The sequence below is a fragment of the Kocuria sp. CPCC 205231 genome (assembly GCF_040980965.1).
GTDB classification, from domain to species: domain Bacteria; phylum Actinomycetota; class Actinomycetes; order Actinomycetales; family Micrococcaceae; genus Kocuria; species Kocuria rosea.
In genome coordinates this window covers 257480-277046 of the sequence record NZ_JAVKPP010000005.1, presented here as the reverse complement: position 1 = coordinate 277046, position 19567 = coordinate 257480, and the positions used below count along the sequence as shown (strand labels likewise).

Sequence of the window (19567 nt, the reverse complement as noted above, 5' to 3'; positions counted from 1 at the left end):
AGCCCGGGGGGGGGAAGGGGGGGGGGGGGGTGCTCGGGGGGGGGTTCCCCTTGGCGGGGGGGGGGGGGGGGGGAGGGGGGCCCCCCCCCGCCCGGGGGGGCCGGGGGGGGGGGGGGGGGGAGGGCGCCGTGTCAGGTGAGGCCGTGCGGGAAGAGGCCGAGGCGCTCGAGGCTCGCGGCGGGCTCGTCCACGCTGCACGTCCCGAAGGACGTGAAGGACCCGCGCCAGGACCCGTCGGAGGCCCGGGCGAGCTCGACGAGCGGTGCCGGGTCGGTCTCGGTGAGCAGCCGGGCCACCCGCTCGGCGGGCTCGTGGTCGCGGGCGGCCTCGGTGGCCATCGCGATGTTGAGGAAGCCGTGGTGGGTGAACCCCGTGGCGGGGTCCGTGTACCGCACGGCCTCGTGCAGGCCGGCGGTGAGCTTGAACGGGATCCGGGCGGCCACGGCCTCGGTGAGCACCGCGGCCAGCTGCTCGGGGCTGGGGAACAGGTGCGCCTCGATCCCGCCGGTGCGGTGCTTGAGGCGCAGCCCGGTGCCCTCCAGCAGCTCCAGCGCCCCGCCGCGGACCTGGTCCGCGGTCAGCTCCACGTAGACCGGGACGTCCTGCACCCGGGCCGCCTCGGTGATCTGCGCCTGCCAGGCGTCGGTGTCCGACGGGTCGGTCCTGAGCTCGACCGAGACGACCCGCAGCTCGGGCCCGGTCTGCTCGACGGCGTCCAGTGCGGCCTGCAGCTGCCCGGTTGGCGTCACGACGGAGACCTCGACCGCCCGGCCGCCGCGGTCCAGGCCGGCGGCGATGCGCCGGGCCTCCGGCAGGTCGTCGAGCTTCAGCACGGCCGGACCCACGGCGGCGACGAGCGGGTCCGCCCACCGCGCCACGTGGTCCGTGACCGCCTTCTCCAGCGGGGCGAGTCCCGGTGGGAAGGTCGCGGCGTCGTCGAAGAACGCAACGAACTGGGCCGGGACGCGCCGCTCGGCGGTCTCCGTGGTCGGGGCGGCGCTCACGAGTTCGACCAGAGCCCGCCGGTCCACTCCCGGCCGGGGGTCCAGGACGTGACGTACTTGCCGTCGTCGCCGGCCAGGCCTGCCTCGCCCAGCTCCAGCGGGGCGAAGGTGTCGACCATGACGGCGGTCTCGTCGAAGTACTCCACGCCCAGAGACTTCTCGATCGCCCCGGGCTGCGGGCCGTGCGGGTGCCCGCCCGGGTGCAGGGAGATCGAGCCCCTGCCGATGCCCGAGCCCTTGCGCGCCTCGTAGTCCCCGTCCACGTAGAACATGACCTCGTCCGAGTCCACGTTCGAGTGGTAGTAGGGCACCGGGACGGCCAGCTCGTGGTAGTCGACCTTCCGGGGCACGAAGTTGCAGATCACGAAGTTGCGCCCCTCGAAGACCTGGTGCACGGGCGGCGGCTGGTGCACCTTGCCGGTGATCGGCATGTAGTCCTTGATGTTGAAGGTGTACGGGTAGAGGCACCCGTCCCAGCCCACCACGTCGAAGGGGTGCTGCGGCAGGACGTGGACCGTCCCGTCCAGGCCGGAGGGGCCGCGGCCGCGGTGCTTGACGTAGACGTCCACGTCGGTCTCGTCCCGCAGGAGCACGCCGGTGGGACCGTGCAGGTCGCGCTCGCAGTAGGGGGCGTGCTCGAGCAGCTGCCCGTACTTGGAGAGGTAGCGGTGCGGCGGGGTGATGTGGGAGTTCGCCTCCACGAAGTAGAGCCGGGCCGTCTCGCCCTCCCGCAGCACCCAGCGGTGGATCGTGGCGCGCGGGATCATGACGTAGTCGCCCTCGACGGCCTCGAGCGGGCCGAACTGGGTCTCCACCAGGGCGGAGCCGCGCTCCACGTAGACGCACTCGTCGCCCACGGCGTTCTTGTACAGCGGGGACGTCTTCCCCACCCAGGCGTAGGAGAGCCGCACGTCCGCGTTGCCCATCACCAGCCGGCGGCCGGTCACCGCGTCGGTCCCGGCGGCCTGCTCCTCGGTGAACAGCTCGTGCAGCTTCAGGTGCCGCGGCAGCAGCGGGTCGTTGGGGGTCAGGGTCTGGTCGGGCAGCTCCCAGCCGCGGGTCCCGACGATCGCCGAGGGGATGTGCCGGTGGTAGAGCAGCGACGAGTCGGAGGAGAAGCCCTCCTCGCCCATGAGCTCCTCGTAGAGGATCCTGCCCTCGTCGTCCTTGAACAGGGTGTGACGCTGCCGGGGCACCGGGCCCAGCTGCCGGTAGTAGGCCATGGCCGTCTCCTTGCGTGTGGCGGTCTGTGATCCAGCTCTCCCCCAGATAGTAAAGCGTTGTACTATATGGGGCAACCCCTCCCCTAGAATCGACGCCATGCCCCTCGCCGACCGCACCGAGCCCCCAGCGACGCCCACCCGGGCGTCCACCGAGGCGTCCACCGAGGCGTCCACCGCGACGCCCTCCGCCGCCGCGCTGCCCGACTACTGGTCCTTCGTCCAGGCCGCCCAGCGCCGGATCTCCGAGGAGTTCCCCGACGCCGACCTCGCGGCCAACCGGGTGTTCCTCTCGCTCAACCGGTCCTCGTCCACCGCGGTCTACGACTTCGAGTCGTCGATCCACCGCCCCGCCGGCGGAACCTGGTCGAGCTTCCGGCTGCTCCTGGCCCTCTGGGTGGCCGGTCCCCTCAACCCCCACGAGGCCGCCCGCCTCACGGGGATGAGCCGCGCGGCGGTCTCCAACCTGACGGGCACGCTGGTCGGCAAGGACCTGCTCCGGCGCGAGGCCTCTGCCGCCGACGGCCGGTCCGTGACCCTGCACCTCACCGAGGCCGGGCAGGAGAAGATCCGCACGGCGTTCCGGGCCCAGAACGACCGGGAGAGCCAGTGGGCCGAGGCCCTCACCGAGGAGGAGCAGCACACGCTCGTGACGCTGCTGGAGAAGCTCATGGAGCAGCGCGAGCGGATCGGCGCCCGCGCCCGCAAGTAGCCCCGCGGGCGGAGCACCGCCGGGACCGCAGATCACCCCCTCGCCGGATGACCCGCTGGGGCCCGGGTGACCACGAAAAATCGTGGTCACCCGGGCCCCGGCGGGTCATCGGGTCATTCCGGGGTCAGGCGCGTCGAGCTCCGTCCGCACTGCACGCCGGGCGCTCACGCATCCCCCTCCCGGGCACCGTCCCCGTGCCGGGCCGGACCTCGGACGGGCGGGCCCCGCCGCGGTGAGCCTGACCCCCATGACCACGCTGCCCGGCCGGCTCCTGACCCTTGAAGCGCTACAGGACCTCGGCCTCTCGCCGTCCACCGTCACCCGGGCCGTCCGCCGGGGCGACCTCCTCCGGATCCGGCAGGGGGTGTACGCGACACCGTCCTGGTGGCGGGACCTGGGAGCGGAGGGACGGCTGCGGCAGATGCACGCCGCCCTGGCCCTGCGCGCCGCCAGTGCCCCGGTGTTCGGGCACTCCTCGGCGGCCCTGCTCCACGGCCTGGACCTGCTGCACCGACCGGCGGCACCGCACGTCGTCTCTCCGCCCGGCCGCGGTTCCCGGAACAACCGGACCTGCGTCCACCACTGGGCCGAGCTGCCGCCGGAGCACGTCGTCCGAGTGGGCGGGCTGCTGGCCACGTCCGTGCCCCGCACCGTGCTGGACTGCGCGTCCACCCTGCCCCTCCGCGAGGCGGTGGTGACCGCCGACCACGCCCTCCGCCGGGGCACCGAGCGCGCGGAACTCCTCGCCCTGCTCGAGCGCCGCGCCGGCGCGCCGGGGTGCCGCCGGGCCCGGCGGGTGCTCGACCTCGCCGACGGTCGCTCCGAGTCGCCCGGCGAGACGCTGACCCGGCTGGTGCTGCTTCGCGCGCGACTGCCCCGGCCGGAGCTGCAGGTGCGCATCCGGACGCCGCGCGGCCTGTATCGCGGGGACTTCGGGTGGCGGGCGCAGCGCCTGCTCCTGGAGTTCGACGGCGACACCGAGTACTACGACCACGGCCCCACCGACCGGGTCCTCGTGCAGGAGCGGCGGCGGGAGAAGGACCTCGCCAACGCCGGGTGGCGGATCCTGCGGACGGACTGGGCCACCGTGGTGCACCGGCCGGACGACCTGGTGGCTCTCGTGCGCCGGGAGCTCGCCGCGCGTGACCGCAGGATCATCGAATGACCCGCGGGGGCCCGGGTGACCACGAAAAATCGTGGTCACCCGGGCCCCCGCGGGTCAGCGGAGGGGGCGGGGGTCAGTCGCGGTAGAGCAGCAGCGCCTCGCCCTGGCCGCCGCCGCCGCACAGCGAGACCGCGGCCCGGCCGGAGCCCCGGCGAGAGAGCTCGAACGCCGCGTGCAGCGCCAACCGGGCCCCGGAGGCGCCGATCGGGTGCCCGACGGCCACAGCGCCGCCGTGGATGTTGGCCTTCTCCACCGAGTAGTCGAGGTCGCGCAGGGACTGGATCAGCACGGACGCGAACGCCTCGTTGATCTCGATGAAGTCCAGGTCCTGCACGGACCAGCCGGCCCGCTCGAGCGCGGCCTCGATCGCCCGGGACGGCTGGGAGTGCAGCGAGGTGTCGGGGCCGGCCACCTGGCCCGGGGCACCGACCACGGCCAGGTACTCGAGGCCGTGGCGCTCGGCGTACTCCCGGCTGGTCAGGACCACGGCGGCCGCGCCGTCCGAGAGCGGCGAGGAGTTGCCGGCGGTGATCGTGCCGTCCTTCGCGAACGCGGGGCGCAGCCTCGCCATGGACTCCGCGCTGGAGTCGGGGCGCACGCCCTGGTCGGTGTCGACGACGAGCGGGTCGCCCTTGCGCTGCGGGACGGACACGGGGGCGATCTCGTCGCGGAAGACGCCCTCCTCCGCGGCGCGGGCCGCGCGCTGGTGGCTCAGGGCAGCGACCTGGTCCTGCTCCTCGCGGGAGATCGAGCGCTCGCTGTTGCCGGACTCGGTGAGCGAGCCCATGGACACGCACGCGGCGACGTCGACGAGCCCGTCCTTGGCCACCGCGTCCTCGAGCTTGAGGTCGCCGTAGCTCTTGCCCTGCCGCACGCCCATCGCGAGGTGCGGGGCGTTGGTCATGGACTCCTGGCCGCCGGCCACGACGATCTCGGCCTCGCCCGCGCGGATCATCCGGGCGGCGTTGGTGATGGCCACGAGCCCGGAGAGGCAGACCTTGTTGACGGTCTCGGCGGGCACGCTCAGCGGGATGCCCGCGGTGACGGCCGCCTGGCGGGCCGGGTTCTGCCCGGCGCCGGCCTGCAGGACGTGGCCCATGAGCACGTAGTCCACCTGCTCGGGGGCGATCCCGCCGCGCTCGAGCGCGGCCCGGATGGCGTGGGCGCCTAGCTCGGCCGCGGTGAAGGACGCCAGGTGGCCCAGGATCTTGCCCTGGGGCGTGCGGGCGCCGGACAGGACGACGACGTCGGTGGCGGTGCTCATCGGTTCTCCTCAGCGCCGCCGGCGGCGGCGGTCTCGGTGGGGACGGTGTCGGGGGTGACGTCCTGCAGGTCCGTGCGGAAGGACGCCTCGGTCTTCTCGCGGATCTCGTCCTCGGTGACCCCGGGGGCGAGGCTGCGCAGCACGAGCCCGCCGTCCTCGACGTCGAACACGCACAGGTCCGTGACGATGCGGTCGACCACGCGCACCCCGGTGAGCGGGAGATCGCACTCGGTCTTGATCTTGGCGGAGCCGTCCTTGGTGACGTGCTCGGTCAGCACGACGACGCGCGGGGTGCCGGCCACCAGGTCCATGGCGCCGCCCATCCCCTTGACCATCTTGCCGGGGATCATCCAGTTGGCGAGATCGCCGGTGCCGGAGACCTGCATGGCGCCGAGGATCGCGATCTTGACGTGGCCGCCGCGGATCATCCCGAAGGACGTGGCGGAGTCGAAGATGGAGGCCCCGGGCAGCAGTGTGATGGTCTGCTTGCCGGCGTTGATGAGGTCCGGGTCCTCGTCGCCCTCGTAGGGGAACGGGCCCATGCCGAGCACGCCGTTCTCGGACTGCAGCACCACGTCGACGCCCTCGGGCAGGTTGTTGGCCACGAGGGTGGGGATGCCGATGCCGAGGTTGACGTAGTCGCCGTCGGAGAGCTCGACGGCGGCGATCGCCGCCATCTCGTCGCGGGTCCAGCTCATGCCTGGTCTCCGTTCTGCTGGGCGGCCCGCCCGGCGGGGCGGGGGCGGACGGTGCGCTGCTCGATGTCCTTGGGCGCGCCGCTGTATTGCGCGACGTGCTGGACGTAGACGCCCGGGGTCACGATGTGGTCGGGGTGGATCTCGCCGACCGCCACGACGTGCTCGACCTCGGCGAAGGTGACCTTCCCGGCGGTCGCGACGATCGGGTTGAAGTTGCGCGCGGTGTAGCGGTAGACGAGGTTGCCGTCGGCGTCCCCGGTGTGGGCGTGGACCAGGGCGATGTCGGCGACGATGCCGCGCTCCTGCACGTAGGTCTCGCCGTCGAACTCGGCGTGCGGCTTGCCCTCGGCCACGAGGGTGCCGACCCCGGTCTTCGTGTAGAAGGCGGGGATGCCCGCGCCGCCGGCCCGGAGCCGCTCGGCGAGGGTGCCCTGGGGGTTGAACTCGACCTCGAGCTCGCCGTCCAGGTACTGCTGGGCGAACAGCTTGTTCTCGCCCACGTAGGAGGCGAGGACCTTCTTCACCTGGCGGTTCTCGAGCAGGACCCCGAGGCCCTTGCCGTCCACGCCCATGTTGTTGGAGACCACCGTGAGGTCCGTGACCCCGGAGTCCCGCACCGCGTCGATGAGATCCCGGGGGATCCCGCTCAGCCCGAACCCGCCCACGGCGAGCGTCATGCCGTCCCGCAGGCTCTCCGCCAGCAGCTCGGCGGCGTTGTCTCTGACCTTGGACACCCTTGTCCCTTCCTCTCGTCGGACTGTGACCCAGCACTCAATCTAGGGAGCCTCCACATGCCGGTCAACAGATCCGGCGGCACGACGGCGCTTCTCCTCAGCATCCGGCCATTCGTCCCCCGACTGTCCATATAGTGGAGTCATGGGACAGGAGCGGACGACGGGCCAGGGGACCCAGGTGGTCCACCGGGTGGGGCAGCTGCTGCGGGCCGTCGCGGGGCGGGAACGGGGCAGCACGGTGGCGGAGCTCGCCGCCGAGACCGGGCTGACCCGCCCCACCGTGCACCGGCTGCTCACGGGACTGGCCGAGGAGGGCCTCGTGGACCGCGACGCCGGGACCGGGGCCTGGCAGCTGGGCCCCGAGCTGTACGTGCTGGGCGCGGTGGCGGCCCACCGCTATCCGATCCGGGAGCTGGCCGGGCCCTCGCTGCGCCGGCTCGCGGAGGCCACCGGCGAGAGCGCGTTCCTCTCGGTCCGCCGGGGGCTGGAGACGGTCTGCCTGGCGCGCGTGGAGGGCGCCTTCCCCATCCGCTCCCACGTCCTCTACGAGGGGCTGCGGCTGCCGCTCGGCGTGGCCTCGGCAGGGCTGGCGGTCCTGGCCCACCTCCCGGACGCGGAGGTGGACCGGGTCCTCGCGGCCACGGCCGGGGCCCGCGCCGAGTGGGGCCCGCTGCACACGCCCGAGCGGATCCGGGAGCTGCTCGCGGACGTCCGGCGGGAGGGCTTCGCCGTGAACCCGGGGCTGATCGTCGAGGGCAGCTGGGGCATGGCCGCCGCGGTCTTCGACGCGACGGGCGCGCCGGTCTACGCGCTGAGCCTCACGGGCATCGAGCCCCGGTTCAGCGGCGAGCGCCGGCAGCTCCTGGGCCGGGCCCTGCTCACGGAGGCCCACCGGCTCTCCCGGGAGCTGGGTCACCGCTGAGCGGCCCGGGGCGGGCTCAGCGCGCCGTCCAGCCGCCGTCCATCGTGTAGGAGGCCCCGGTGACCATGGACGCGTGCGGTCCGGCCAGCCACGCGACCAGGCTGCCGACGTCCTCCGGGTCCACGAGCTTCTTGATCGGCGTCTCGCCGAGCATGATCCGCTCCACCACCTCGGACTCGGGGATCCCGTGCACCCTCGCCTGGTCGGCGATCTGCTTCTCGACGAGCGGGGTGCGCACGTAGCCGGGGTTGATGCAGTTGCTCGTCACCCCGTGGGCCGCGCCCTCCACCGCGACGGTCTTGGACAGCCCCTCCAGGCCGTGCTTCGCCGAGACGTAGGCGCTCTTGTAGGGGGACGCCCGCAGCCCGTGCACGGAGGAGACGTTGATGACGCGCCCCCAGCCCCGCTCGTACATGTGCGGCAGCGCGGCGCGCACCAGCAGGAACGGGGACTCCAGCATCAGCACCAGGATCCGGTGGAAGTCCGCGGGGTCGAACTCCTGGAGGGGGGCGACCTTCTGGATGCCGGCGTTGTTGACCAGCACGTCGACCTCGAGGCTCAGCTCGGCGAGCGCCGCGGTGTCGAGCAGGTCGACGGCCCACGCGCGGCCGCCGAGCTCGTCCGCGACGCGCTGCGCCCCGGCCTCGTCGACGTCGGCCACGACCACGTGCGCGCCGGAGCCGGCGAGGGCCCGGGCGGCGGCCAGGCCGATGCCGCTCGCGCCACCGGTGACGAGCGCCGTGCGGCCCTCGAGGTCCTGCTGCTGGGGCGTCTGGGACATGGGGGTCCTTCCTCTGGTCCGTCGTGCCCGCGGGGTGAGGGGCACGGATCACCGCCACGGTATGTGATCCAGGCCATGTTCGCGAAGGACAGCTCCTCCCGGGAGTGCGCGCCGGGTCGCGTCACACGGCGTCATGTCCGTCATCCGGGCGCCGAATGGCGCAGCGCGCACGGGTGCGCTTGGATGACAGGGTCACCATCCAGAGCGGCCGAGAGATCTGGCTCGACGACGCCGCAGCAACCCGGGCGACGGCATCCCCGTCCCGCCTCCGGTGCTACCGCCAGGACCGATGGAAAGGACGCACGACCCATGCTGCGAAGCGCCGACCGCATCCGCACGACCCACGCCGGGTCCCTCCCGCGCACCCCGGCGCTGCTCGAGGCCAACCGGGCGAAGGGGGCCGTCCCGGAGGCGGAGTACGACCGGCTCCTGCAGGACTCGGTGGTCGACGTGGTCCGCCGACAGCGCGAGCTCGGGATCGACGTGGTCAACGACGGCGAGTACGGCCACGTCATGGCCGCGGAGGTCGACTACGGCGCGTGGTGGCACTACGTCTTCGCCCGGATCTCGGGCCTCACCCCCGGCGACGTGGACCTGTGGGAGCAGGAGCCGCAGCGCTCCTCGCCCGGCAGGGTGGTCCTGACGAGCTTCGGGGACCGCCGGGACCGCCGGCTCTTCCACGAGGCGTACACGGACCCCTCCTCGGGCATCACCACGGGCAAGCAGGCGCCGTTCCCGAAGATCACCGGGAAGCTGGAGTACACGGGCCACGCGGCGCTGGAGGCGGACATCCGCAACCTCAAGGCCGGGCTGCAGGCCACGGGCGCGAGCGAGGGCTACCTCGCCGCGCTGTCCCCGGGCTCGTGCGCGCGGCTGGAGAACACCCACTACGCGGACGAGGACGAGGTGCTGACCGCCTGCGCCGAGGTGATGCGCGAGGAGTACCGGGCGATCACCGACGCCGGGCTGATCGTGCAGATCGACGACCCGTCCATCGCGGAGAACTGGGACCAGGTCAATCCCGAGCCCGGCGTGGAGGACTACCTCGCGTTCACCCGCAAGCGGGTCGAGGCCCTCAACTACGCCCTCGAGGGCATCCCGGAGGAGCAGGTGCGCTTCCACCTGTGCTGGGGCTCCTGGCACGGCCCGCACACCACGGACCTCGGGTTCGAGCTCCTGGTGGAGCTCATGCTCTCCATCAGGGCCGGCGGCTACAGCTTCGAGGCCGCCAACGCCCGGCACGAGCACGAGTGGAAGGTCTGGCAGGACCACGAGCTGCCCGAGGGCAAGATCATCATCCCGGGGATCGTCTCCCACGCCACCAACGTGGTGGAGCACCCGGAGCTGGTGGCCGACCGGATCGAGCGCTTCGCCCGCCAGGTGGGCCGCGAGAACGTGATCGCCTCGACCGACTGCGGCCTGGGCGGGCGGATCCATCCGCAGATCGCCGCGGCGAAGCTCGAGACCCTCGCCCGCGGGGCCGAGCTCGCCTCCCGCCGGCTCTGGTCCTGACCGGCCCCCGACCTTCCCGCAGACCCTCAGGAGGACACGCATGACCATGCAGAACACCGACCACGTGCAGACCACCCACGTGGGCTCCCTGCCGCGGACCCCGCGGCTGCTCGAGGCCAACCAGCGGCACGCCGAGGGCGCCATCACGTTCGAGCAGCTCACCGACGAGCTCGCCGTGGGCGTCGAGGACGTGGTGCGCCGGCAGCGCGAGATCGGCGTGGACGTGGTCAACGACGGCGAGTACGGGCACACGATGTCCAGCGCGGTCGACTACGGCGCGTGGTGGAACTACTCCTTCTCCCGCCTCGGCGGGCTCACCCCGACCGACGAGGACCGGTGGGCGTCCACGGAGAAGAGGCGCTCCTCGCCCGGCCACATCGTGCTCACGAGCTTCCCGGACCGCCGGGACCGCGAGCGCTTCCGGGAGGCGTACGAGGACCCGGCGTCGGGCATCCTCACCGGGCGCTCCTCGACCACGCAGCCCAAGATCACCGGGCCGCTGACCTACACGGGACAGGAGGCCGTGGCCTCGGACGTCCGCAACCTCCGGGCGGCCATGGCGGCCACCGGGGCGCAGACCGGGTTCGTGGCCGCCCTCTCCCCCGGCTCCGCCGCGCGCGTGACGAACGAGTACTACAGGACCGACGAGGAGCTCGTCTACGCGTGCGCCGACGCGATGCGCGAGGAGTACCTGGCGATCACGGACGCCGGGCTGACCGTGCAGATCGACGACCCGTCCATCGCGGAGTCCTGGGACCAGATCAACCCCGAGCCCACGGTCGAGGACTACCTGGCGTTCACGCGGCTGCGCGTCGAGGCGCTCAACCACGCGCTGCGGGGGATCCCCGAGGAGCAGGTCCGCTTCCACCTGTGCTGGGGCTCCTGGCACGGCCCGCACACCACGGACCTCGAGCTGAAGCACCTCGTGGACCTGATGCTGACCATCAGCGCCGGCGGCTACACCTTCGAGGGCGCCTCCGCCCGGCACGCCCACGAGTGGAAGGTCTGGAAGGACCACGCGCTGCCCGAGGGCCGCGTGATCATCCCGGGCGTGGTCTCCCACTCGACGAACGTGGTGGAGCACCCGGAGCTGGTGGCCGACCGGATCGAGCAGTTCGCCTCGGTCGTGGGCCGCGAGAACGTCGTCGCGTCGACCGACTGCGGTCTGGGCGGGCGCCTGCACCCGCAGATCGCCTGGGCCAAGCTCGAGTCCCTCGTCGAGGGAGCGCGCCTGGCCACGGAGCGGCTCTACCGCTGAGCCGCATCCCGGCGTCCCCGACGCCCCTGCCGCGCCGCCGGGCCCGGTCCTCCTGCGAGGGCCGGGCCCGGCGGTTTCCATCCCCGGTGGTCTGTGTCACATGTAGTGATACATGGTTTGATTATTCCGTCCGGAGGGTGACAGGCGTCACTTCCGCCCGTAGTATCGCAATGCAATACCGAACGTTCGGTCATGATGCGTTCGGTTCCGCCGCGGACGTCGCCGTCCCCGATTCCCTGGAGATCCCATGGCGCACCCATCCTCCGCCCCGGCCGGGCGGCACGAGATGTCGCGCGAGGAGCGCAAGGTCCTCGCCGGCACCCTCGTGGGCACCACCATCGAGTGGTACGACTTCTTCATCTACGCCCAGGCCGCGGCCTTCGTCCTGGCGCCGCTGTACTTCGCGCCGCTGTCCGAGGAGAACGCCGGCCTCGCCCAGGTGGTCGCGTGGGCCTCCCTGGGCATCAGCTTCCTCTTCCGCCCGCTGGGCGCGGTGGTCGCCGGCCACCTCGGCGACAAGTACGGCCGCAAGATCGTCCTGGTCCTCACCCTGGTGGGCATGGGTGCCGCGACGATGCTGATCGGCATGCTCCCCACCTACGCGACGATCGGCATCTGGGCCCCGATCTTCCTGGTGCTCCTGCGCATCATGCAGGGCTTCTCGGCCGGCGGCGAGTGGGGCGGCGCGGCCCTGATGTCCGTGGAGCACGCCCCGCGGAACAAGCGCGGGCTCTTCGGCGCCTACCCGCAGATCGGCGTGCCGCTGGGCATGCTGCTCGCCACGTCCTTCATGTTCGCCCTCACCTCGATGATGTCCCCCGAGGACTTCCAGGCCTGGGGCTGGCGCATCCCGTTCCTGTCCTCCGTGGTGCTGATCGTGGTCGGCTACCTGATCCGCAAGACCGTCGACGAGTCCCCTGTCTTCAAGGAGATGCAGCTGCGCAAGAAGGAGTCCTCCGCTCCCCTGGGCCAGCTGTTCAAGCACCACAAGAAGCCGGTCACCCTCGCGGCCCTGATCTTCGCCGCCAACAACGCCGCCGGCTACCTGGTGATCGCGTTCTTCGCCTCCTACGGCTCCAACGTGCTGGGCATGCCGCGCTCGCAGACCCTCATCGCCTCCCTGATCGGCGGCGTGGGCTGGCTCGTCTTCACGATGTTCGGCGGCTGGATCTCGGACCGGATCGGGCGCGTGCGCACCTTCCAGATCGGCTACGCCATCATCATCCTGTGGGCCGTGCCGATGTGGTTCCTGCTGGACACCGCGTCCCTGCCGCTGTTCGCCCTGGCGATCGTGATCCTCACCGTGGGACTCGGCCCGTCCTACGGCCCGCAGTCGGCGCTCTACGCCGAGATGTTCCCGGCCCGCGTGCGCTACTCGGGCGTCTCGATCGGCTACGCGTTCGGCTCCATCATCGGCGGCGCGTTCGCCCCGATGATCGCGCAGCTGCTGCTCAACAAGACCGGGATGTCCTGGACGATCGGCGTCTACATCGCCGGCATCGCGATCGTCTCCTTCATCGCCGTCTCGATGGTGCCGAAGGACATCCAGGAGATCGACCTGCACGTCGAGGAGGTGCACGAGGACTACGTCGCCGAGCACCCCGAGGCCGCCGAGATCCTCGCGGCCGCCCAGGCCGCCGAGAAGCAGCGCGACTGAGCGCCGCCCCGGCCGAGGACCGAGCCGCCCGCCGGCACCCACGGGTGCCGGCGGGCGGCTCCGCTCGTGCGGGCACCCCGAGCACACCCCGCTCCCACCCCGGGCTCCCACCGGAGCCCCGCCGAAAGGACTCCTCCATGACCACCGACCTCCTGCTCCCCACGGTCTCGACGGCCGTTGCCGACGTGCTCGCCGAGCGCACCGACCACCTGTTCGGCCTGATGGGCAACGGCAACGCGCACCTGATCAGCTCGCTGACCTCCCGCGGCTTCGGCTTCACCTCCGCCCGGCACGAGTCCGCCACCGTTGCCATGGCCGACGCCTACCACCGGGCCACCGGGCGGACCGGGGCCGCCACGACCACCTACGGTGCCGGGTTCACCAACACCTACACCGCCCTGGCCGAGGCGCGGCTGGCCCGGATCCCCCTGGTCCTGGTCGTCGGCGACGCCCCGACCACCGGGCGGCGGGCCTTCGACGTCGACCAGACCACCGCGGCCGCCGCCGCCGGGGTCACCACCCTGGTCGCGGCCCCGGACAACGCGACCGCGATCACCCACCGGGCCTTCGACCTCGCCGCCCAGACCGTCCAGCCGGTGGTGCTGGCCCTCCCCTACGACCACGCCACCGCCCCCCTCACCGAGCAGACCGTCCTGGAGCCGCTGCCGGTCAAGCCCGCCTTCACCGCCTCCACCGAGGACCTCGACCGCATCGCCGGGCTGCTGCGCGCGGCGACCAGGCCCCTGATCCTCGCCGGGCGCGGAGTGCTCCTGGCCGGGGCCACCACCCCGCTCACCGAGATCGGGGACCGGCTCGGGGCGCTGTTCATGACCTCCGCCATGGCCACCGGGGTCTTCGGCTCCCCGTGGGACCTGGGCATCGCCGGGGGCTTCACCCGCGCCCACCGTCTGGAGCTCGCCCGGCAGGCCGACGTCGTGCTGGTCGCCGGGGCATCGCTGAACGCCTTCCAGCTGCGCTACGGCACGCTCTTCGCCGAGGGCACCCGGGTGATCCGCATCGACAACGAGCCCGAGGACCGCACGCCCCCGGTCACCGACTACGTGCGCGCGGACCTGGGACCGTTCCTCCAGGGACTCACCGGCCGGATCTCCGCCGCCGCCCCGGAGAACACCTGGCGGGCGGCCGCCCCGGAGGTCGCCACCGACGCCTTCCGCGGCTCCGCCCCGGTCGAGGACCCGGCCGAGTTCGGCCCGGACGGCCGGCTCAACCCCCGCGCCGTCGTCGCCGCCCTCGAGCACGTCCTCCCCGCCGAGCGCTCCGTGGTGATGGACGGCGGCCACTTCATCGGCTGGGCCCCGATGTACCTGACCGTGCCGGACCCGCAGGCCATGGTCCTGGTCGGCACCGCCTTCCAGTCCATCGGCCTCGGCTTCGGCTCCGCCTCCGGGGTCTCGGTGGCCCGCCCCGACCGCACCACCGTGTTCGTCACCGGCGACGGCGGCGGGCTGATGGGCCTGGCCGACCTCGAGACGTTCCTGCGCGCCACGAAGCGCGGGGTGATCGTGGTGCTCAACGACTCCGCCTACGGCGCCGAGCTGCACCAGTACGCGTCCAAGGGCCTGGACCCCACCGCGATGCTCATCGACGAGGTCGACTTCGCCGCCGTGGGCCGGGCGATGGGCGCGGCCGGGGCCAAGGCGCACACCCTGGCCGACCTCACCGCGCTCACCGACTGGCTGGCCACCCACGACGAGGGCGTCTTCGTCCTCGACGTGGCCATCTCCCAGCAGGTCGTCGCCGAGTTCATGTCCGCCTCCCTCACCGCTGGCCGCCGGCTCTGACCCGCCGGCCCCGGCGAGGCCCCGGCGGACCCCTGCGGACCTTCGCGGATCAGCCGGGCGAACCGGCCCCCCGGTCCGCCTCCACCGCCCGGACGAAGTCCGCGCACCGGCGCGGCCACTCGGCCAGCTCGGCGGGCGTGCCGGCCACGTGCAGGGCGTCGCCGGGCAGGGCCGCGCGCAGCGCCTCGGCCGTGGACAGCGGGTGGGTGGCGTCCTCGGACCAGGCCAGCACCAGGCTCGGCACGCCGATCCGCGACAGCTCCTCGACCGGCGGGAGGTCGGTGCCGGCCGCGCCGCGCAGCACGGCGGGCAGCAGGCCGGGGTCGACGCGCGGCGGGTGCACCGGCCGGTCCGCCACGGCGGGCGGCCGGGTCGCGGCGCGGCCGGCCCGGAGGTAGGCCTCGAGGCCGTGGCGCTCCACCAGGTCCGCGCCCTGCCGGTACGTCCCCGCCTGGCCGCGGCGCGAGGCCCAGGCCGTGGAGGGCACGCAGAGCGTCAGCGAGCGGAACCGCCCGGGCTCGGCGAGGGCGGCGTGCAGCAGCGTGGCCGCCCCCATGGACGGGCCGATCCCGTGGACCGGCTCACCGGGCGCCACGGCGTCCAGCAGGCGCAGCAGGTCCTCGGCCAGCCGGGGCCAGGTCCAGTCCGCGGCCACGGGCTCCGCGGCGGAGCCGCCGTGGCCCCGGGCGTCGTAGCGCACCGTCCGGTGCCCGCTCAGCCCGGCCGCCAGGTCCAGACCGCCCGCGGTGTTGGTGGCCCGGTCGGACAGCAGCCCGTGCAGCTGGACGGCAGGCGGGCCGGAGCCGGTCACGTCGTAGGTCAGGCGGCAGCGGGGGAGCTCGAGCGTCGGCATGCCGCCACGGTACGCGTAGATTGTGACCACCCGTGGACCGGACGCGTCCTCGGCGGCCGGCCCCCCGGCCCGACCAGGAGGTGCGCATGCGGCTGACCAGCATCACGCACGCCCGGCTGCCCGAGGGCCGCCTGTCCAGCTGCACCGTCCCCGCCGAGGGCGCCGGCCGGCCGCTGCCGGTGTCCTTCGACCAGGGCATGCACGTCGGAGCCGGTCCCCGCCCGGGGTCCTGGATGGCCGTGGCCGTGGAGCTTCCCGCGCCGGTGGACGCCGCGCACCTGGGCGAGGCCTGGGCGGGTGTCGTGCGGCGGCACCACACGCTGCGCACCGTCTTCTCCGCCGACGACGACGGCCGCGTCCGGCTGCACGAGATCGCCGACGCCGTGCGGCCCGTGTGGACCCGGCACGAGGTCGGCGCCGCCGGGACGCGGGCGGCCCTGCAGGCGGTGGCCGACGCCGCCTGCTCCCCGCTGGCCCGGCCCTCGCACCGGCTGTGCCTGATCGAGCCCGCGGCCGGGCCCGCCGTCGTCGTGCTCGCCGCCGACCACGCGCACGTGGACGCCTGGTCCCTGCCCCTGCTCGCCCGGGACCTGCTCGACGGGCTGGACGATCTCCGCGCCGGCCGCCCGGCCGGCGCGGGCCGGGCGCCCGCGGCGTCCTTCGCCGAGCACACGCGGGAGCTCGCCGCCCGCCCCCCGGCACCGCCGCACGTGGTGCGGCGCTGGGCGCGGATCCTCGCGGACGGCGACGGCGCCCTGCCCGTCTTCCCCCTGCCGCTGGGGGAGCCCGGCGCCCCGGCACCCGAGACGGTGACCACGCACGACGTCCTCGACGCCGAGGGCCTGGCTCGCCTGGAGGCGCGCGCCGACGGGCTGCACGTCCGGCTGCTGGTCCTGGTGGTCTCGGTGCTGACCCGGGCGACCGCCGAGCTGGCCGGCCGGCCCCTGCGCGCGGTCCTGCCCGTGCACAGCCGCACCGAGCAGCACTGGCGCGACGCCGTGGGCTGGTTCATCACCAACTCGGTGCTCGAGTGCTCGGACCCCGATCCGCAGGCCTGCCGCACTGCCGTGCGCGAGACGCTGGAGCTGGGCTCGCACGCCCTGGAGCCGATCCTGCGGCCCCACGGCGGCATGCCCGTCCCGCCGGGGATGTTCATGCTGTCCTACCTCGACTACCGGCGGCTGCCCGCCACCCTGGCCCCGGAGCTGCGGGCGCAGCACATCTCCGCGTCGGCGCCGACCACCGGGGTGCAGGTGTGGTTCGTGGTGGGCGAGGGCGGCCTGCACCTGCGGGCGCGCTACCCGGGCACCGGGCAGGCCCGCTCGTCGGTGGAGGCGTGGCTGGGCGCCGTCGGCGCGGGGCTGCGCGCGCAGGCGCGCCCGGAACCGGACCGCGGATAGCCGCGGGCCCGGACGCCCCCGAGGGCCCGGTCCGGGTACCCGTGCGCCCTGCCCCCGCCCCGGTCCGCCGACTATCCTGGTGGCAGCGGGCAGAAGGGGTCAGATGGACGACCGGACGATCGCCAGGACGCAGGCCAGGTTGATCCGCACCGCGCTGACGAGCACCGGGCTGGGTGCGCGAGACCTGTGGCTGCGGTACGTCCACCTGGGCGGAGAGGTCGGGGAGCTGGAGCTCGACGCCTACCTGCACCACGCCCTGTACCTGCCGCCCCGGCACCGGGACAGCCTGGCGCGGGCCGCCAACCAGCTGGTGCCCGGCCACCGGGTCCCGTGCAGCCGGGACCTGCGCCCGGAGGAGTACCCGCCCGAGGCCTGAGCGCCCGGCCGGGGGCCGGCGGGCCTACGCGGCGCGCTCGGGCAGGGGCGCCGCCTCGTCCTGCTTCTTCTGCCACGGCCACCGCCCGCTGATCTCGAGCTCGAGGGACCAGCTGAGGAAGGTCCGCACGACCACGATGAGCGCCAGCACCCCCACCGACTCGAACGTGGGGGTGATGGCGACGGTCTTGATGATGTCCGCGGCCACGAGCAGCTCCAGGCCCAGCAGGATCGAACGGCCGAGCCGCTGCCGGTAGCTCTCGTAGGTGTCGCGCTCCCCGCTCCCCCGCCCCAGCAGGTCCCGCCCGGCCAGGAGGGTCGCCATCACCGTCCCGACGACGATGGCGACCACGCCGGCGACGTCGACGGCCTCCCCGACGAGCTCCATGGACTCCTGGAACGACATCCTGCACCTCCGGTGACCCCGGCGGGACGCGCCGGCTCGAGTCTGCGATGAGGACGCCAGGATCTCACGGGTCCGCCGTCAGCCGGCGGCGGCGACCTCCTGGGGCACGGTCTCCGGCGCGGAGCCCCGCCGCCTGGGGGGTCCCGGCGGCCGCTCGCGCTCGGCGAGGACCCGGGCCGCCTCCGAACCGGGGGCGGCGACGGTGTTCTGCAGGGCCCGGCTCAGCGCCCGGGGGTCCGTGCCGTCCACCACGGCCGCGATGTGCGAGTCGGGGCGGATCACCCACACGTCGGTCGGCTCCGGCTTCAGCGCCTCGGCGAGCTTGCCGGTGGTGTCGATGTCCGCGATGGCGTGCAGGCGCAGCGGGGACCGGATGGCGGCGAGCGCGGTCCCGCGCACGAGCTCCTGGTCGACCGCCGGGCCGGTGAGGAGCAGGATCCCGAAGCGGGCGAGCTCGCGGACGCGGTCGGCGGCGATGCCCGGGACGGCGACCGGGACGTCCGGCAGCAGCACCCCGGGGACGGGGTCGGGGACCTCCCCCTTGGGCGGGCGTCCGGCGAAGGTCCGGGTGGGGTGCGGGGTGGTGAGCGGGGAGTCGACGTACCAGAAGGGCTCGGCCAGGCGCCCGGAGTCCACATAGGTGGACGCGGCCGGGTCGCCGATCGCCCGCTCGAGCTTGGCGAGCCGCTCGGCCAGCTGCTCCTCGGTGCGGGGCACGAGGAAGTCCATGGTGGCCTCGGTGACCTCGAGGTTCTCGACGGCGGCGGCGCGGCGCTCGACGTCGTAGGACTCCAGCAGCGCCGGATCGGCGTTGCCGCGCAGCACCGAGGTCAGCTTCCAGGCGGCGTTCTCGGCGTCGCCCACGCCCGAGTTGAGCCCGCGGGCGCCGAACGGGGAGACGATGTGCGCGCAGTCCCCGGCCAGCAGCACCCGGCCCACCCGCATCCGGGAGGCCAGCCGGGCGTGGAAGCGGTAGACGGACTTCCAGACGATCTCGTAGTCCGTGTCCCCGATGATCTGGCGGATCCTCGCGTCGAGGGCCCCGGAGGCCTCCTCGGCGTCGAGGTCGTAGTCGCCGGGCACCTGCCAGTCGATCCGGAAGGTCGAGTCCGGGCACGGGTGGATGAGCACCTGCCGGCCGGGGTTCCACTCGGGGTCGAAGTAGAAGCGGCGCTCGGTGGCCCAGCCGGGGATGTCGGCCCGGATGTCGCAGATCAGGAACTTGTCCTCGAACGAGCGGCCGTCGAAGCTCACCCCGAGCTGGTCGCGCAGCGACCGCGCCTTCGAGCCGAGCGCGGCGATCGCGTAGTCGGCCACGATCTCGGCCCGGCCCCCGTCGCGGCAGGAGCACACCACGGCCACGGAGCGCTCGTCCTGGGTGATCGAGACGATCTCGTGGCCCCAGACCTCCTCGATCAGCGGCTCGGCGGCGATCTTCTGCGCGAGCAGCTCCTCGGTGCGGGTCTGCGAGATGTTCACGAACGGCGGGAACGGGGACTGCCCCCTGTCCCGGAAGGGCTGGGCGAACAGCTCCTTCTCCCGGTAGAAGGTGCGCGCGGTGTCCCACGTGACGCCCTCGGCGGCCACCTGCCGGCCCACGCCCACGGCCTCCCAGACCTCCAGGACGTCGCGCTGCTGGCAGATCGCCTTGGACCCGATGGGGTCCCGCTCGGCGCGGGCGTCCAGGACCGTGACGGGGATGCCCCACCGCGCCAGCAGCAGCGCCGCGGTCTGGCCCACGGGCCCGTTGCCGAGCACCAGCACCTTGCCGGAGTCGAATCGTCTCACTGTCGCCCTCCTCGTT

18 protein-coding genes and 1 riboswitch are annotated in these 19567 nt (G+C 73.6%); of the genes, 9 read left to right on the top strand and 9 right to left on the bottom strand.

Annotated features, from left to right (window positions below; all coding sequences use genetic code 11):
- Positions 1 to 131: 131 nt before the first annotated feature.
- Both RF640_RS07420 and RF640_RS07415 read right to left on the bottom strand, forming a co-directional pair.
- Positions 132 to 1004: a hypothetical protein gene (locus RF640_RS07420; protein ID WP_161976663.1), complete on the bottom strand. Its 873-nt coding sequence runs from the start codon at positions 1002 to 1004 to the stop codon at positions 132 to 134.
- Positions 1001 to 2227, bottom strand: coding sequence for a homogentisate 1,2-dioxygenase (locus RF640_RS07415; protein ID WP_035927917.1), 1227 nt, complete (start codon positions 2225 to 2227; stop codon positions 1001 to 1003). The genes RF640_RS07420 and RF640_RS07415 overlap by 4 nt, the downstream gene beginning before the upstream one ends.
- 97 nt (positions 2228 to 2324) lie before the next feature.
- On the opposite strand from RF640_RS07415, the gene RF640_RS07410 reads away from it, so the two are divergent.
- Complete coding sequence (locus RF640_RS07410; RefSeq protein WP_368827310.1) at positions 2325 to 2936, top strand: MarR family winged helix-turn-helix transcriptional regulator; 612 nt, start codon at positions 2325 to 2327, stop codon at positions 2934 to 2936.
- 247 nt (positions 2937 to 3183) lie between these two features.
- Entirely contained in the window at positions 3184 to 4101 is a 918-nt protein-coding gene (locus tag RF640_RS07405; RefSeq protein ID WP_126346924.1) for a type IV toxin-antitoxin system AbiEi family antitoxin domain-containing protein, read from the top strand.
- A 73-nt stretch (positions 4102 to 4174) separates the two neighbouring features.
- Here RF640_RS07405 and RF640_RS07400 read toward each other — a convergent pair whose 3' ends face one another.
- Genes RF640_RS07400 through RF640_RS07390 form a run of 3 tightly spaced genes read right to left on the bottom strand, consistent with a single transcriptional unit; the run spans position 4175 to position 6797 of the window.
- Complete coding sequence (locus RF640_RS07400) at positions 4175 to 5365, bottom strand: acetyl-CoA C-acetyltransferase (RefSeq protein WP_035927922.1); 1191 nt, start codon at positions 5363 to 5365, stop codon at positions 4175 to 4177.
- The gene (locus RF640_RS07395; protein WP_115163072.1) at positions 5362 to 6063 is read right to left on the bottom strand and encodes a CoA transferase subunit B; all 702 of its coding nucleotides are present in this window, start codon (positions 6061 to 6063) and stop codon (positions 5362 to 5364) included. Before RF640_RS07395 ends, RF640_RS07400 begins: the two co-directional genes overlap by 4 nt.
- Positions 6060 to 6797, bottom strand: coding sequence for a CoA transferase subunit A (locus tag RF640_RS07390; RefSeq protein ID WP_017833113.1), 738 nt, complete (start codon positions 6795 to 6797; stop codon positions 6060 to 6062). Before RF640_RS07390 ends, RF640_RS07395 begins: the two co-directional genes overlap by 4 nt.
- A 142-nt stretch (positions 6798 to 6939) precedes the next feature.
- Here RF640_RS07390 and RF640_RS07385 point away from each other — a divergent pair, with 142 nt between their 5' ends.
- Positions 6940 to 7719 (top strand): IclR family transcriptional regulator, encoded by a 780-nt coding sequence (locus tag RF640_RS07385; protein ID WP_035927930.1) that lies wholly within the window; start codon positions 6940 to 6942, stop codon positions 7717 to 7719.
- 16 nt (positions 7720 to 7735) lie between these two features.
- Here the strand turns inward: RF640_RS07385 and RF640_RS07380 are convergent, their stop codons facing one another.
- The gene (locus RF640_RS07380; protein ID WP_035927934.1) at positions 7736 to 8500 is read right to left on the bottom strand and encodes a 3-hydroxybutyrate dehydrogenase; all 765 of its coding nucleotides are present in this window, start codon (positions 8498 to 8500) and stop codon (positions 7736 to 7738) included.
- Positions 8501 to 8692: 192 nt separating this feature from the next.
- A riboswitch (SAM riboswitch) is annotated at positions 8693 to 8796 on the top strand.
- A gap of 13 nt (positions 8797 to 8809) precedes the next feature.
- Here RF640_RS07380 and RF640_RS07375 point away from each other — a divergent pair.
- The 4 genes from RF640_RS07375 to RF640_RS07360 all read left to right on the top strand — a co-directional run bounded on the left by RF640_RS07375 (position 8810) and on the right by RF640_RS07360 (position 14729).
- The gene (locus RF640_RS07375) at positions 8810 to 10012 is read left to right on the top strand and encodes a cobalamin-independent methionine synthase II family protein (RefSeq protein ID WP_368827306.1); all 1203 of its coding nucleotides are present in this window, start codon (positions 8810 to 8812) and stop codon (positions 10010 to 10012) included.
- A gap of 46 nt (positions 10013 to 10058) precedes the next feature.
- Positions 10059 to 11270, top strand: coding sequence for a cobalamin-independent methionine synthase II family protein (locus RF640_RS07370; protein WP_043738859.1), 1212 nt, complete (start codon positions 10059 to 10061; stop codon positions 11268 to 11270).
- Positions 11271 to 11517: 247 nt separating this feature from the next.
- Positions 11518 to 12927 (top strand): MFS transporter, encoded by a 1410-nt coding sequence (locus RF640_RS07365; RefSeq protein ID WP_368827304.1) that lies wholly within the window; start codon positions 11518 to 11520, stop codon positions 12925 to 12927.
- Positions 12928 to 13064: 137 nt separating this feature from the next.
- Complete coding sequence (locus RF640_RS07360; protein WP_176337342.1) at positions 13065 to 14729, top strand: thiamine pyrophosphate-binding protein; 1665 nt, start codon at positions 13065 to 13067, stop codon at positions 14727 to 14729.
- A gap of 49 nt (positions 14730 to 14778) precedes the next feature.
- Here RF640_RS07360 and RF640_RS07355 read toward each other — a convergent pair whose 3' ends face one another.
- Complete coding sequence (locus tag RF640_RS07355) at positions 14779 to 15582, bottom strand: alpha/beta fold hydrolase (RefSeq protein ID WP_368827302.1); 804 nt, start codon at positions 15580 to 15582, stop codon at positions 14779 to 14781.
- A gap of 86 nt (positions 15583 to 15668) precedes the next feature.
- Between RF640_RS07355 and RF640_RS07350 the strand changes: the two genes are divergently transcribed.
- Positions 15669 to 16982, top strand: a complete 1314-nt coding sequence (locus tag RF640_RS07350) for a condensation domain-containing protein (RefSeq protein ID WP_368827300.1) — start codon at positions 15669 to 15671, stop codon at positions 16980 to 16982.
- 103 nt (positions 16983 to 17085) lie between these two features.
- Entirely contained in the window at positions 17086 to 17358 is a 273-nt protein-coding gene (locus RF640_RS07345) for a hypothetical protein (RefSeq protein ID WP_052132991.1), read from the top strand.
- Between the two features lie 24 nt (positions 17359 to 17382).
- Here the strand turns inward: RF640_RS07345 and RF640_RS07340 are convergent, their stop codons facing one another.
- Positions 17383 to 17763 carry a DUF1622 domain-containing protein gene (locus tag RF640_RS07340; protein WP_368827299.1) on the bottom strand — a complete coding sequence of 127 codons (381 nt, stop codon included), beginning with the start codon at positions 17761 to 17763 and terminating at the stop codon, positions 17383 to 17385.
- Positions 17764 to 17841: 78 nt separating this feature from the next.
- Positions 17842 to 19551, bottom strand: coding sequence for an FAD-dependent monooxygenase (locus tag RF640_RS07335; RefSeq protein WP_368827297.1), 1710 nt, complete (start codon positions 19549 to 19551; stop codon positions 17842 to 17844).
- Between the last annotated feature and the right edge of the window lie 16 nt (positions 19552 to 19567).

Excerpts from the sequence above, each read along its gene's own strand:
- RF640_RS07415 (WP_035927917.1), bottom strand. The coding sequence starts at position 2,227 with ATGGCCTACTACCGGCAGCTGGGCCCGGTGCCCCGGCAGCGTCACACC.
- RF640_RS07410 (WP_368827310.1), top strand. The coding sequence starts at position 2,325 with ATGCCCCTCGCCGACCGCACCGAGCCCCCAGCGACGCCCACCCGGGCG.
- RF640_RS07405 (WP_126346924.1), top strand. The coding sequence starts at position 3,184 with ATGACCACGCTGCCCGGCCGGCTCCTGACCCTTGAAGCGCTACAGGAC.
- RF640_RS07400 (WP_035927922.1), bottom strand. The coding sequence starts at position 5,365 with ATGAGCACCGCCACCGACGTCGTCGTCCTGTCCGGCGCCCGCACGCCC.
- RF640_RS07395 (WP_115163072.1), bottom strand. The coding sequence starts at position 6,063 with ATGAGCTGGACCCGCGACGAGATGGCGGCGATCGCCGCCGTCGAGCTC.
- RF640_RS07385 (WP_035927930.1), top strand. The coding sequence starts at position 6,940 with ATGGGACAGGAGCGGACGACGGGCCAGGGGACCCAGGTGGTCCACCGG.
- RF640_RS07380 (WP_035927934.1), bottom strand. The coding sequence starts at position 8,500 with ATGTCCCAGACGCCCCAGCAGCAGGACCTCGAGGGCCGCACGGCGCTC.
- RF640_RS07375 (WP_368827306.1), top strand. The coding sequence starts at position 8,810 with ATGCTGCGAAGCGCCGACCGCATCCGCACGACCCACGCCGGGTCCCTC.
- RF640_RS07370 (WP_043738859.1), top strand. The coding sequence starts at position 10,059 with ATGCAGAACACCGACCACGTGCAGACCACCCACGTGGGCTCCCTGCCG.
- RF640_RS07365 (WP_368827304.1), top strand. The coding sequence starts at position 11,518 with ATGGCGCACCCATCCTCCGCCCCGGCCGGGCGGCACGAGATGTCGCGC.
- RF640_RS07360 (WP_176337342.1), top strand. The coding sequence starts at position 13,065 with ATGACCACCGACCTCCTGCTCCCCACGGTCTCGACGGCCGTTGCCGAC.
- RF640_RS07355 (WP_368827302.1), bottom strand. The coding sequence starts at position 15,582 with ATGCCGACGCTCGAGCTCCCCCGCTGCCGCCTGACCTACGACGTGACC.
- RF640_RS07350 (WP_368827300.1), top strand. The coding sequence starts at position 15,669 with ATGCGGCTGACCAGCATCACGCACGCCCGGCTGCCCGAGGGCCGCCTG.
- RF640_RS07345 (WP_052132991.1), top strand. The coding sequence starts at position 17,086 with ATGGACGACCGGACGATCGCCAGGACGCAGGCCAGGTTGATCCGCACC.
- RF640_RS07340 (WP_368827299.1), bottom strand. The coding sequence starts at position 17,763 with ATGTCGTTCCAGGAGTCCATGGAGCTCGTCGGGGAGGCCGTCGACGTC.